At 37.8% G+C, this 13,840-nt stretch carries 11 protein-coding genes; all 11 read left to right on the top strand.

The annotated features are described in order from the left end of the window. The first annotated feature begins 76 nt into the window (after positions 1–76). The 11 genes from groES (at position 77) to queA (ending at position 13,695) form a co-directional block, all read left to right on the top strand. A complete protein-coding gene (gene groES, locus EKM63_RS06785; RefSeq protein WP_125705034.1) occupies positions 77–361 on the top strand; it encodes a co-chaperone GroES in 285 nt (94 codons plus the stop codon). Positions 362–412: 51 nt separating this feature from the next. Continuing rightward, positions 413–2,044, top strand: a complete 1,632-nt coding sequence (groL, locus tag EKM63_RS06780; protein WP_125705032.1) for a chaperonin GroEL — start codon at positions 413–415, stop codon at positions 2,042–2,044. Positions 2,045–2,644: 600 nt separating this feature from the next. Next, complete coding sequence (locus EKM63_RS06775) at positions 2,645–3,229, top strand: TetR/AcrR family transcriptional regulator (protein WP_125705030.1); 585 nt, start codon at positions 2,645–2,647, stop codon at positions 3,227–3,229. A 46-nt stretch (positions 3,230–3,275) separates the two neighbouring features. Continuing rightward, complete coding sequence (locus EKM63_RS06770; protein ID WP_125705027.1) at positions 3,276–3,953, top strand: DUF554 domain-containing protein; 678 nt, start codon at positions 3,276–3,278, stop codon at positions 3,951–3,953. 110 nt (positions 3,954–4,063) lie between these two features. Beyond that, the gene (locus EKM63_RS06765; RefSeq protein WP_125705025.1) at positions 4,064–5,035 is read left to right on the top strand and encodes a ketopantoate reductase family protein; all 972 of its coding nucleotides are present in this window, start codon (positions 4,064–4,066) and stop codon (positions 5,033–5,035) included. Positions 5,036–5,677: 642 nt separating this feature from the next. Next, the gene (locus tag EKM63_RS06760) at positions 5,678–6,481 is read left to right on the top strand and encodes a TIGR00282 family metallophosphoesterase (protein ID WP_125705023.1); all 804 of its coding nucleotides are present in this window, start codon (positions 5,678–5,680) and stop codon (positions 6,479–6,481) included. Positions 6,482–6,493: 12 nt separating this feature from the next. Continuing rightward, positions 6,494–9,109, top strand: coding sequence for a DNA mismatch repair protein MutS (mutS, locus tag EKM63_RS06755; protein WP_125705021.1), 2,616 nt, complete (start codon positions 6,494–6,496; stop codon positions 9,107–9,109). 13 nt (positions 9,110–9,122) lie between these two features. After that, positions 9,123–11,033, top strand: coding sequence for a DNA mismatch repair endonuclease MutL (mutL, locus tag EKM63_RS06750; RefSeq protein WP_125705019.1), 1,911 nt, complete (start codon positions 9,123–9,125; stop codon positions 11,031–11,033). 2 nt (positions 11,034–11,035) lie between these two features. Then, positions 11,036–11,632 (top strand): Holliday junction branch migration protein RuvA, encoded by a 597-nt coding sequence (gene ruvA / locus EKM63_RS06745; RefSeq protein WP_125705017.1) that lies wholly within the window; start codon positions 11,036–11,038, stop codon positions 11,630–11,632. 12 nt (positions 11,633–11,644) lie between these two features. Further along, positions 11,645–12,664: a Holliday junction branch migration DNA helicase RuvB gene (gene ruvB / locus EKM63_RS06740; RefSeq protein ID WP_125705015.1), complete on the top strand. Its 1,020-nt coding sequence runs from the start codon at positions 11,645–11,647 to the stop codon at positions 12,662–12,664. Next, a complete protein-coding gene (gene queA, locus EKM63_RS06735) occupies positions 12,661–13,695 on the top strand; it encodes a tRNA preQ1(34) S-adenosylmethionine ribosyltransferase-isomerase QueA (RefSeq protein WP_125705013.1) in 1,035 nt (344 codons plus the stop codon). Before ruvB ends, queA begins: the two co-directional genes overlap by 4 nt. Positions 13,696–13,840 lie beyond the last annotated feature (145 nt).

Below are 13,840 nucleotides of genomic sequence, written 5' to 3'. Positions count from 1 at the left end.
TAAAAGTTGTGATTAGCACAAAGAATGTTTGAGTGCTAAATAAAATAAATTTAAAAATTCATCGGAGGGATATAAATTGTTAAAACCACTTGGAGACAGAATCGTTGTAACAGTCGATAAAGAAGAAGAGAAGACAGTTGGTGGCATTGTTCTTGCTAACAACGCTAAAGAAAAACCACAAACAGCAGAAGTTCTTGCTGTAGGTCCTGGTGCAGTTTCACCAGAGGGTAAGACAATAGCAATGACAGTTAAGGCTGGAGATAAAGTTCTCTTTGATAAGTATGCTGGCTCAGAAGTTAAGTATGATGAAAAAGATTACTTGATCCTTCACGAAAAAGATATCATGGCAATCGTTGAATAAAAATCAAACAAATAATAATAAAACAAATTGTTAATGGAGTGTGAAATTTAAATGGCTAAGGAAATTAAATTTTCAGAAGATGCACGTTCAAAAATGCTTGATGGTGTTAACAAACTTGCTAACACAGTTAAAACAACAATCGGACCTAAGGGTCGTAATGTTGTTCTTGAAAAGAGCTATGGCTCACCTGAGATCACAAATGATGGTGTTACTATTGCCAAGAGTATTGAATTAGAAGACCACTTTGAAAATATGGGTGCAAAGTTAGTTTCTGAAGTTGCTTCAAAGACTAATGACATTGCTGGTGATGGTACTACTACAGCTACTGTATTGGCACAATCAATTATCAGTGAAGGTATGAAGAACGTTACAGCCGGTGCTAACCCTGTTGGTATCAGAACTGGTATCGAAAAGGCAACAAAAGCTGCTGTTGACGAATTACACAAGATTTCACACAAGGTATCAGGTAAGAAAGATATTGCTCAAGTAGCTTCAGTTTCATCAGCTAGTGAAGATACAGGTAAATTGATCGCCGATGCCATGGAAAAAGTTGGTAACGATGGTGTTATCACAATTGAGGAATCAAAGGGTATCGATACAACATTAGACGTTGTTGAAGGTATGCAATTCGACCGTGGATACATTTCACAATACATGGTTACTGATAATGACAAGATGGAAGCTGACTTAGATAATCCATACATCTTGATAACAGACAAGAAGATTTCAAACATCCAAGATATCTTGCCATTACTACAACAAATCGTTCAACAAGGTAAAGCATTGTTGATCATTGCTGACGATATTGATGGTGAAGCTCTACCAACACTTGTATTGAACAAGATTCGTGGAACATTCAACGTCGTAGCTGTTAAAGCCCCAGGCTTTGGTGATCGTCGTAAGGAACAACTCGAAGATATCGCCACATTAACAGGTGCACAAGTTATCACATCAGACCTTGGACTTGAATTGAAAGATACAACAATGGATCAATTAGGTTCAGCAGGTAAAGTTACAGTTACAAAAGACAACACAACAATCGTTGAAGGTTCAGGACAAAAAGAGAACATTGACGAACGTGTTGAAACAATCAAGAAACAAATTGCTGAAACAACTTCAGACTTTGATCGTGAAAAACTACAAGAACGTCTAGCTAAATTAGCTGGTGGTGTTGCAGTTGTTAAAGTTGGTGCAGCCACTGAAACAGAATTAAAAGAACGTAAATACAGAATTGAAGATGCACTTAACGCCACACGTGCTGCTGTTGAAGAAGGCTACGTAGCTGGTGGTGGTACAGCACTATTGAACATCTTAGATGCTGTTAAAGCAGTTAAAGCCGAAGGCGATGTACAAACAGGTATCAATATCGTTCTTAGAGCACTTGAAGAACCAGTACGTCAAATTGCTGAAAATGCCGGACTTGAAGGTTCAGTTATCGTTGAACATATGAAGTCACAAGACAAAGAAGTAGGTTACAACGCAGCAACAGACAAGTGGGAAAACATGGTCGATGCCGGAATCATTGATCCTACAAAAGTTACACGTTCAGCATTACAAAATGCAGCCAGTGTTGCAGCATTGTTGTTAACAACAGAAGCAGTCGTTGCTGACAAACCAGAACCAAAAGATGCAGCTCCAGCAGCACCAGCAAACCCAGCCGCAGGCATGGGCGGAATGATGTAGAGAGTGGAACAAAACGATTAACTTCTGAGCATTACCTAGGCAGGTGAAGGTGACACGTAGTGTCGCATTTGCCAGGCGTAGTAAGCGGAGGAAGTTGTTTTGTGCAACTCGTTTCAATCAGAGAGTGGAAAGTCCCGGTAGATTCCGAGCACTGCCTAGGATAGTGTAGGTGGCACGAAGTGACGCATGCACTATTCGTAGCAGGCGGAAGAATCTGGGACTTGCAACTCGTTTCGAATCAGAGAGTGTAAGTCACCGGTAGACTTCGAGCATTACCTAGACAAGTGGTTAATGCGTTTTAGGCATTCGCCATTTGTCGTAGTAAGCGGAAAAGTCTGGTGACTGTAACTCGTTTCGGATCTAGATTATAAAACTCCAATCAAACAAATAAACTTAGGTGGAATGCACGAGCATTCCCCATCGAAACCCCAGCAAACGGGTGATAGATTGTTTTGAACGAATACCAAAACAATGAGAAGTTTATAGAATAAATACCGTCAAAGAGAAGGATTTGCGTAGAGCAAGTCCTTTTTTTTTTTGTTATAATAAGTGTCAACTCAATGAGTAAACACTTAATTAAATAATGAGGAATACCACGACATGACGACAAGAGAAGAACAAAAAAATCAGACTAGATCAAAAATACTTAAATGTGCATTTGAGGTATTTTCGAAGAATGGATTTGCTGCACCTACTCTGGATATTGCTAAAGCAGCAGGTGTATCTCATGGAACTATCTTTGTTCATTTTTCAACCAAGGAAGATTTGATCATTCAATTAGTCAGAAACTTCTCCTTTAAATTAAGATCGACCATTATAGTTCCGTTAAGTAGTCCTAAGGGGATTGAAAACTTTCTAATAAATTATATGGATGTGATCCAAAAGAATGAACAGTTTTACATCAGATTAATTGGTGAAAAAGATTTATTACCAGATGAGGCGAGATTGATGTTTTTGAATCTTCAACTGTCCAATGCGCGTTCATTTGCGACAATTGTAAAGCTCCAACGTAATAGTATGAAGTTAAAGAATATTCCTTCAACGATGATGTTCAATACCTGGATAGGTTTAGTTCATTATTATTTACTGAATAAAGATTTGTTTTCTCCTAAGGGTTCGGTTATTAAAAAATATCGTGATGAATTAATTTCTACGTATTTAGAATTAATCCGTGTACAAGACTAAGCAATGGTAAAATTAAAACTACATTTTCACTTGAGGGGAAAAATTAATGATAGGGACAATATTTAATGTCACGATGATTTTGGTCGGTAGTGTGATTGGAAAGTTTTTACACAATGGGTTAAAAGCCGAGTATCAAAAGATTCTGACTCAAGCACTAGGATTGGCAGCAATGGTCATCGGGGTTAATGCGGTTGTTCAAAATATGCCTAATAGTAAATATCCTGTTATGTTCATTGTCAGTCTGGCGGTCGGAGGGGTTTTGGGTCAGTGGATAAATATTCAGTCTCACTTTGACCATTTAGTTGGCAGATTCTCAGGAGGAAACTTAGCCGAAGGACTGGCGACGGCAATCTTACTTTACTGTATAGGTTCACTTTCAATACTTGGACCAATACAAGCTGCATTGAAACAGGATTATACTTTTCTGTTTACAAATGGGATGCTGGATGGAATTACTTCAATAGTTCTGGCTTCTACCTTTGGATTAGGAATTGCATTCGCAGCCGGAGCTGTTTTTATCTGGCAAGGTAGCATTTATGCAATTACGTATTTTCTACAAGGTGCCATCAACAATAATATGATCACAGAATTGACTATCGTGGGTGGAATTCTTATTTTAGCTTCAGGGTTAGGACTTTTGGAAATTAAAAAGATAAGCGTCTTAAACCTTTTACCTGCACTAGCAATTCCAATTATCGTTGTACCGATTCTGCAATTATTCTAATTTGAAAACACTTAATAAAAGCCTCCATTTTGATTAATATTAAACTACATTGACATTTATTATAATTTGTCTAATAATGTTTAACAATTGATTAAATGGAGGCGTTTTTTATGAAATATGCAGTACTAGGTGCAGGTGCCATGGGTTTGAGATATGGTGTCTTGTTACAAGAAGCCGGATTTCCAGTTGATTTTGTTGAAATCTGGAGTCCGGAAATCGAAAAAGTTAAAGAACAAAATGGTGTCTATGTTTCCAGAGATGGTGAAAACAAGCATCTAGTACCGATCAATATTTATTCTCCAGAAGAGTATCAAGGTGATCCAGATGTTTGGATCGTATTTGTTAAGCAAATGCAACTAGCCGATGCATTGAAACGATGCAAGAATTTATTTAACGACAAACAATATGTTGTTGCTCCAATGAATGGAATCGGCCATGTCGAAAAACTAAATCAATATTTTGATGCAGACAAAGTTTTAAGTGGGACTGCCATGATTGCGACTGTACTGAATGGGCCTGGTGATGTTGATTTTATGGGACCTGCCGGTGCCGGAAGTATGAAGATAGTTAACCAAAACGAACAACCAGACGAAATGACACATAAAATCGTCGATGAATTTTCAAAAGCAAATTTGAATCCTGAATTGACAACTAATTTTATGGGAACATTGATGTCAAAAGTTATTCTAAATTCAGTTTTGAATACATTATGTACGATGTTTGAGATCCGTATGGGTGAGTTTATTCAAGCACCGACAGCTGAAAAATTAGGACGCCAATTGATCAATGAAGCCTTCGATGTCTGTGAACGAGACGATATTAAATTGTTGAATACGCGAGAAGAAGAGTGGCAAGCAATCAAGTATGCAAGCACGACCAGCATGCCATTGCATTTTCCATCAATGTATCAAGATATGTCTAAGAACCGTCCCACAGAAGTTGATTACATTAACGGATTTATTTATGATCTTGGTCTCAAGCATCATTACGAAGCAAGTACTCACGATTACTTACGAAACTTGGTTCATTTAGCTGAGTTTTCAAAGAGTTTTGATCCTGATAGTTTGCTTGTTAAAAATTAAAATTGTGAAGGGAACTGCTATGTTAGCAGTTGTCTTTTTTTTTTTGCCGCCTTCGGGGGACTGGAATTCCACCTGCTGTGGGGACGGCTCCAGCCGACGGGCTTCTGCCTCGCTTTGAAGCCACGCTTTGCGTGTCTTCGAAGTCGCCCATTTACCGGCTGGCTTTGCCAGCTTGGTAAATTTTCACAGCTGGTTACATTCCAGTTCCCCTTCGGCTAATTTCAGTATGTTTGTTCTTTATTGGTGGGTGGGATTCAGATTAGATGACATTGCTGTAGTTCTGTTCTAAAATTGATGTTCTGAGTACTGTTTGAAATTAAGTAGAAAAATGGATTTCGCCCTGATGCAGGTATAAATAAAAAGTGATTTGATTTTTAGGAGTCGACTATAATCAAGTGAAACATGAAGTAAAGGCGGAGGAGGACAGAGATGAAGGTGCAGTGATAACGCTGTTAGCTGAGAATCAACTTACAGCGTGGACGAGTTCTAAGACTGACAAGAACCATGTCAGGCTTAGAATCGAGCCCTCGGACCGCACTTTGGCCGAGGACGGTCCCACAGCACCGTAATCTCTGCCGCACGTAGCAAATCGATGGTAAAATTGATACAATACTATAGGTAAAGATTGGGGATTCTAATATAATGAAAATACTTTTCGTTGGGGATGTAGTTGGTAAAATCGGGCTTGATACTTTAGAAAACTATTTGCCACAAATCAAGCAGAGAGTTAAGCCACAATTGACTATAGTAAATGGTGAAAATGCTAATGGTGGTAAGGGTATCAAAGTTGAAGATTATCAAAGAATTCAGGTAGCCGGTGCCGACGTTGTTTCAGGTGGAAATCATATTTGGGACAAACGTGAAGTGATGGATTTTATAGATGATCCCGGCAAAAAAATATTGCGTCCATATAATTATCCTGGAAAAAATGTTCCCGGACGTGGATGTATTGAAATAAAGGTTAATCAGAAGAAAGTTTACGTAATTAATATGCAGGGGAATGCTTTGATGCAACCCATCGATAATCCGTTTTATGCGTTTGATGAATTGTTGCCAACTTTGGATAAAGATGCAATTAAGTTTGTTGATTTTCATGCAGAAACGACTAGTGAAAAAATTGCTATCGGAAACTATTTGACCGGAAGAGTTTCAGCAGTTATTGGCACACATACGCATGTCCAGACTAATGATGCTCACATTTTTAATAAGGAAACAGCCTACTTAACGGATGTAGGAATGACAGGATCTTATGACGGTATATTAGGTGTTAAAAAAGAGCCGATTCTGAATCGCTTTTTGACACAACGTCCAAATAAGTTTGAAGTTGATGATGACGGTAGAATGCAAATTGGTTTTTGCGTTGTAGACATTAATGATCAAACAAATAATGCTCGTAGTATTCACAATTATGTAATCAATCCAGACAATAAAAAATTCTTAGATTAGTGGAGGAAGTTCATGCCACAAAAGACAAAAGGCACACCAATGATGGAACAGTATTTGGATATGAAAAAAGAATATCCAGATGCTTTTTTGTTGTATCGTGTTGGTGATTTTTATGAAATGTTTTATGACGATGCTGTAAAAGGCTCACAAATTCTTGAATTGACATTAACTTCAAGAAATAAAAAGGCAGATGAAAGTATCCCAATGTGTGGAGTACCTCATCATGCCATTCAAAGCTATATCGATATTTTAGTGGATAAAGGTTATAAAGTAGCCATTTGTGACCAGCTGGAAAACCCTAAAGAAGCAGTTGGTATGGTCAAACGCGGTATTACTAGAATCGTGACGCCTGGAACAATTATGGACGAATCTGCCAATCAAGCTACTGAAAATAACTATATTACAGGGATTTCGTATGCTAAGAATCGTTTTGGACTGTCGTATGCTGACCTTTCAACAGGTGAAGTCAAAGTAACATCGATCAATAATATGACCGATCTGATCAATGAATTACAGAATTTGAATACCAAGGAAACAGTCGTGTTAGAAGGATTTCCACAGAAGTACTTGGATCCCATGAAGAGAATTGGCATCCTGGTATCCACGATTGAAGAGCTTGATGATAATTTTACTTATGATTTCAGTAAGGTTGTCGAGGAACTGCAAGTTAGTTCAGTTAAGACATTGATAAGTTATTTGATTCAAACTCAAATGCGTTCTTTGGATCATTTGAAAGCTGCTGAAACATATCAAACAACAGCTTATTTACGTATGGATCACAATGCTCAGAGTAATCTGGAACTCTTCAAAAATATCAGAACTAATAAAAAATCTGGTACATTACTTTGGCTGTTGGATTCCACTCAGACAGCTATGGGTGGAAGATTGTTGAAGCAATGGTTATCTAGACCGTTGTTAGATGAAAAAAATCTAAAAAGTCGTCAACATATCGTTCAAGTATTTTTGGATAATTATTTCCAAAGATCTTCTTTCCAAGACTATTTAACTAAGGTTTATGATTTGGAACGCTTATCAGGTCGTGTTGCATATGGGACCGTTAACGGACGTGATTTGATTCAGCTGAAGACATCATTAGAACAAGTTCCAAAGATAAAAGAGATTCTTTTGGATATTTCTGATGATGAGTTAAGTGCCTATGTTAATAACATTGATGAATGCCAAGATGTTTATGAATTGATCGATAAGGCTATCGTTGATGATGCACCGATTTCTATTACTGGTGGTGGATTGATCAAAGATGGTTACAATCCACAATTGGACCAATACAATGACGCTACTAAAAATGGCAAAAAGTGGATCGCCGAACTTCAAGCTCAAGAGCAAGAAGTAACTGGGATCAACAATTTGAAAATCGGTTATAACAAAGTATTTGGATACTATATCGAAGTTACTCGTTCAAATGTGGATAAAGTTCCAGAAGGTCGCTATGAAAGAAAACAGACTTTGACGAATGCCGAACGTTATATTACGCCTGAACTTAAAGAGAAAGAGACTTTGATTTTAGAAGCACAAGAAAAATCTCAAGTTTTGGAGTATCACCTATTTGATGAAGTTAGAAAGACTATCAAAGAACAGATCAGCCGACTTCAATCACTCGCAAACATTCTTTCAAGATTAGACGTGTTGCAAAGTTTTGCGGTGGTCAGTGAAACTTATCATTACGTGAAACCAACATTTGTTTCTAAGCATGAATTAAAAGTCGTTAATGGACGCCATCCTGTGGTGGAAAAAGTTTTAAGCAACAATAGCTACATCCCAAATGATGTAACTTTCGACAATTCCACAGATGTATTGTTGATAACTGGTCCTAATATGTCTGGTAAATCGACCTATATGAGGCAACTGGCTTTGACTGTGATTATGGCTCAAATGGGATGTTTTGTTCCCGCTGAATCGGCTAAGCTACCAGTATTTGATCATATCTTTACACGAATCGGTGCTGCCGACGATTTGATTTCTGGAGATAGTACTTTCATGGTCGAGATGCGAGAAGCTAATGATGCTTTGAAGAATGCGACTGATAACAGTTTGATAATTTTCGATGAAATAGGTCGTGGAACAGCCACATATGATGGTATGGCGTTGGCTCAAGCTATTATCGAATATATCGATAAAAACGTTCATGCGATGACTATGTTTTCGACTCATTATCATGAATTGACTGACTTAGAAGGACAATTATCTGGGGTCAAGAATGTTCACGTTGATGCTTCTGAAGAAAATGGAACATTAGTATTCTTGCATAAAGTTTTACCAGGTCCAGCCGATAAATCATATGGTATTCATGTTGCTAAATTAGCAGGATTGCCTGATCAAGTATTGACCAGAGCTGATTTTATCTTGTCTAATTTGGAAGCTGAAGGTACCGAAAAGATTCAACCAGTGAAAGACGATGAACCTATGGCTGTTTCTGAACCTAAGTTAGAACCTGAAGTTAAAGCACCAACTAAGTCGGATGAAGAACAGCTTTCGTTATTCCCTGAGGATGATCCGGAAGTATTGAAAGCCAAAGAAGTTGCTGAAGAATTGCAAAAGCAAGATTTGATGAATGTAACTCCGATCGATGCAATCAATTTACTATATAAATGGAAACAACAATTAAATTAAGAAGGTGAGAAGTGTGGGTAAAATTCATGAACTACCAGTTGAATTAAGTAATCAAATCGCCGCTGGTGAAGTAATCGAACGACCAGCATCTGTTGTTAAAGAGCTTGTCGAAAACTCGATAGACGCCCATGCTGATCAAATTTTAGTTACAGTATCTCAATCTGGATTGAAGTCAATCGAGGTCAGTGACAATGGTGATGGAATATCACCAGATGACGTTGAAATAGCTTTTCAACCACATTCAACTAGTAAAATTTCGACTGATCATGACTTGTTTTCAGTTCGGACATTAGGATTTCGTGGTGAAGCTCTAGCTAGTATCGCCTCAGTCTCTAAATTGACCATATTGACTAGTATTGATGGAAAATCAGCTGTTAAGGCCGATTTTGCAGGAAATACATTACTCAATAAAGAAACTTTTGCACGCTCAAAAGGTACGACTATTTCAGTTGAAGATATCTTTTTCAACACTCCCGCAAGATTAAAATACGTCAAATCGCTTCATACAGAGTTGAACCGAATCGTTGATATTGTTGATAGATTGGCAATGGGACATCCTGATATTTCCTTTAGATTGATCCATGAAGGAAAAGATTTAGTGTGGACGTCTGGAAATGGCAATTTACAACAAGCCATTGCGGGAATTTATGGTCGAAGTATTGCTAGTCACATGTTGGAGTTTGAAAACTCAGATTCTGATTATGAGATCAAAGGTTACTTTTCAAAACCGGATACAACTCGTTCAAATCGTTCATATATTTCAATGATTTTAAACGGCCGTTATATCAAAAATTATCACCTTTCCAACGCTGTTGTTAGGGGTTATGGTAGCAAGTTGATGATTGGTCGTTTCCCAGTTGCCGTAATTGACATCAAGCTTGATCCAAATTTGGTGGATATCAATGTTCACCCAACTAAGCAAGAAGTTAGATTGACTAATGAATCCAGAATCGAAGAACTTATTAGTGAAGGTATTAGAAGTAGGTTGTCCGATCAGAATTTAATACCTGATGCTGTTAAAAATTTAGGTAGAAAGACTGAAATTGAAACCAAAAGGCCTGTAACATATAAGCCTGAACAAATCAGTTTTGGTGATTTATCAACTTTGAACAAAATTGACCAGACTATCGATGAACCTAAAACAGAAATGTCTGAAACAACTGATACAAAGCCAACTTTGACCGGTACTCCGATTTTTGAAGATACTCAACACTTGCAGGCATGGGACCAACGTTTACAAGCAGAAAGTACCAAAAACGTTTATGTCTCAAATAATGATGAGACCCCCGAATTGCCAAAAGAAGAGACTTATCAAGAATTTCCTGATTTAAGATATATTGGACAGATCCACGGAACGTATTTAGTTGCTGAAAGTGAAGATGGCTTTTATTTAGTGGACCAACATGCCGCTCAAGAACGTGTTAATTATGAATACTATCGTGAAGAGATTGGGAAGGTCTCTCGTGATCAACAGAGACTGTTGGTCCCACTGGTTCTGGATTATTCAAATACTGAAGCAATTATGATCAAAGATAAAAAAGATATTCTCGAAGATATTGGGCTTTATTTGGAAGACTTTGGACAAAATAGTTTTGTTGTTAACACACATCCAACATGGTTTGTTACCGGTCAAGAAGAATCGACTATACGTGAGATGGTTGACTATGTATTGAATGATTCAAGAATCAGCGTGGCAGCTTTCCGAGAGAAAAATGCCATCATGATGAGTTGTAAACGTGCTATCAAAGCCAATCACCATTTAGACGACAACCAAGCAATGCATCTTTTGCACAATTTGACCAAGTGTGAAAATCCTTATAATTGTCCACATGGAAGACCAGTATTGGTACAATTTAGTAACAAAGATTTGGAAAAAATGTTCAAGCGGATCCAAGATTCGCATGACACAAGAGAAAGTGAATAATAATGTTTGAATACTTAAATGGAACCATTACCTATATTGATCCAGCCTATGTAGCAATTGATGTTAATGGGGTTGGTTATAAAGTGCATGTTGCTAATCCGTATCGTTATGAAGAAAATCAATCTGCTAAAATTTATGTAGAACAAATCGTTCGTGATAATGAACAATCCTTATATGGATTTTACGATTTGAATGAAAAGCATATTTTCTTGAATCTGATCAGCGTTTCTGGAATCGGACCAAAGAGTGCACTAGCCATTTTAGCGGGACAGGACCATAGTGGATTGATACAAGCCATCGAAAATAACGATGTTAAGTTTTTGACGAAGTTTCCTAAAATTGGTAAGAAAACTGCACAACAAATTATTTTGGATCTTAGTGGCAAATTTACTGCTGAAGGTCAGATGACCTTAGGAGAAGCTCCAATTCCATTGAGTAACGGGAATGAATCTCCAGAATTGATGGATGGGTTGGCAGCGTTACAATCTCTAGGATATTCAACGCGAGAAATCGCCAAAATAAAAGATCAATTAAAAGCTGAGAATTTGGATTCAGCTGACGGATATTTGCGTGCAGGGTTAAAATTATTAACGAAGTAAAGGAGGTAGCTTATGGATGATAATGATCGTTTGACTGATGCTGATGCATTGAACGAAAAAGAAGACATGGCTGAACAAACATTAAGACCACAAACTTTTGCGGACTATCTTGGTCAAGAAAAAGCTAAACATGAATTAGATGTTTATATTCGTGCTGCAAAACAGCGTAAACAGACACTCGACCATGTCTTACTTTATGGCCCTCCTGGGCTTGGTAAAACAACTTTGGCTATGATAATTGCTAATGAAATGGGTGTAAATATTCATACAACCACGGGACCATCAATTGAAAAATCTGGTGATCTGGTTGCTGTATTAGATGAATTATCACCAGGGGATGTTCTATTTATTGATGAAATCCATCGTATGCCTAAAGCAGTTGAAGAAGTGCTCTATTCAGCTATGGAAGATTTCTATATCGATATTATTGTTGGACAAGGTACAGAATCTCGTTCACTTCATCATGAATTAGTTCCATACACTTTAATCGGTGCAACAACGACTTCTGGTCGACTTTCCGCACCATTGCGTGACCGTTTTGGGATCGTAGAACATATGGAGTATTACAGCGTAGAAGAATTAACTAAAATTGTTTTCCGCTCATCAAAAGTTTTGAATATTAAAATCGATGAGGACGGTGCACATGAATTAGCACGCCGCTCAAGAGGAACACCTCGTATTGCCAATAGGCTTTTGAAACGTGTTAGAGATTTTGCACAAGTAGGGAATAAAGACAAAATTGATTACGACATTGCTAAATCTGCTTTGAATCAATTACAAGTTGATGATGCAGGATTAGATAGTCTTGATCGAAGAATTTTGACTATGATGATTGAATTGTATAATGGTGGACCACTTGGTATTAAAGTGATTGCAGCCAATATAGGTGAAGACCAAGAAACAATCGAATCCGTGTACGAACCATATTTGATGCAAATGGGATTCTTGAAAAGAACAGCTCGTGGACGAATTGTAACTAGAAAAGGATACGAACATTTAGGCTATCCATACCCCGAGGAGGAACAAAAATGACATTAACTACTGAAGATTTTGATTACGATTTACCAGAAGAACTAATCGCACAAACACCAATCAAGGATCGTGACCACTCACGATTATTAGTTTTGGATCATGAGACAGGCGAATATGCCGATAAACATTTCTATGACATTTTGGATTATTTGAATCCAGGGGATGCCTTAGTTATGAATAACTCAAGAGTGTTGCCAGCTAGACTCTATGGTACAAAAGAGGACTCAGATGGCCACGAAGAAGTCTTACTTTTGAATAATACCGAGGGTGACAAGTGGGAAGTACTAATGAAACCCGCTAGACGTGCCCATCCAGGTACAGTTGTGACATTTGGAGATGGACAATTGAAAGCCACAGTTCTGGAAGATTTGGAACATGGTGGGAAAATTATCGAATTCCATTACGATGGTATTTTCTTAGAAATTTTGGAGAAGTTAGGTGAAATGCCACTTCCTCCATATATCAAAGAAAAACTAGATGATCCTGACCGTTATCAAACGGTTTATGCAAAAGAGAATGGTTCAGCAGCCGCTCCAACAGCTGGATTACATTGGACTAAAGATTTGTTAGAAAAAGTTCAAGAAAAGGGTGTTAAATTAGTTTATTTGACACTTCATGTTGGATTAGGAACATTTAGACCAGTAACAGAATCTGATATCAGCAAGCATGTCATGCACTCAGAGTTCTATAGATTAGATGAAGATTCAGCAAAGACATTGAATGATGTGCGCAAAAACGGTGGGAAGATCGTAGCAACCGGAACAACATCAATTAGAACGTTGGAAACAATCGGTACAAAATTCAATGGTGAAATCAAGGCAGATAGCGGTTGGACAGATATCTTTATCAAACCTGGATATGAATGGAAAGTAGTAGATGAATTTATAACAAACTTCCATTTACCAAAATCAACATTGGTTATGCTAGTGGCCGCATTTACCGGAAGAGAAAATATTTTGAATGCTTATCAGCATGCAATTGATGAGAAGTATCGCTTCTTTAGCTTTGGCGATGCAATGTTTATAAAATAGGAACACAGAGAGTGCAACAAGCCGGGAGATCCTGAGCATAGCCTAGGTTAGTGAATGATGCGTTTTTGGCATCCTTTACTAACCTAGGCTAAGCGGAGGGATCTGGCTTGTGGAACTCGTTTCGGATCCTAAGAAATAAATTAAT

The sequence above is a fragment of the Companilactobacillus mishanensis genome (genome assembly GCF_003946505.1).
Classification (GTDB): Bacteria; Bacillota; Bacilli; order Lactobacillales; family Lactobacillaceae; genus Companilactobacillus; species Companilactobacillus mishanensis.
The sequence above is the reverse complement of the archived record's forward strand: the minus strand, read 5'-3'. Positions and strand labels throughout refer to the sequence as shown.

Excerpts from the sequence above, each read along its gene's own strand:
- groL (WP_125705032.1), top strand. The coding sequence starts at position 413 with ATGGCTAAGGAAATTAAATTTTCAGAAGATGCACGTTCAAAAATGCTT.
- EKM63_RS06775 (WP_125705030.1), top strand. The coding sequence starts at position 2,645 with ATGACGACAAGAGAAGAACAAAAAAATCAGACTAGATCAAAAATACTT.
- EKM63_RS06770 (WP_125705027.1), top strand. The coding sequence starts at position 3,276 with ATGATAGGGACAATATTTAATGTCACGATGATTTTGGTCGGTAGTGTG.
- EKM63_RS06765 (WP_125705025.1), top strand. The coding sequence starts at position 4,064 with ATGAAATATGCAGTACTAGGTGCAGGTGCCATGGGTTTGAGATATGGT.
- EKM63_RS06760 (WP_125705023.1), top strand. The coding sequence starts at position 5,678 with ATGAAAATACTTTTCGTTGGGGATGTAGTTGGTAAAATCGGGCTTGAT.
- mutS (WP_125705021.1), top strand. The coding sequence starts at position 6,494 with ATGCCACAAAAGACAAAAGGCACACCAATGATGGAACAGTATTTGGAT.
- ruvA (WP_125705017.1), top strand. The coding sequence starts at position 11,036 with ATGTTTGAATACTTAAATGGAACCATTACCTATATTGATCCAGCCTAT.
- ruvB (WP_125705015.1), top strand. The coding sequence starts at position 11,645 with ATGGATGATAATGATCGTTTGACTGATGCTGATGCATTGAACGAAAAA.
- queA (WP_125705013.1), top strand. The coding sequence starts at position 12,661 with ATGACATTAACTACTGAAGATTTTGATTACGATTTACCAGAAGAACTA.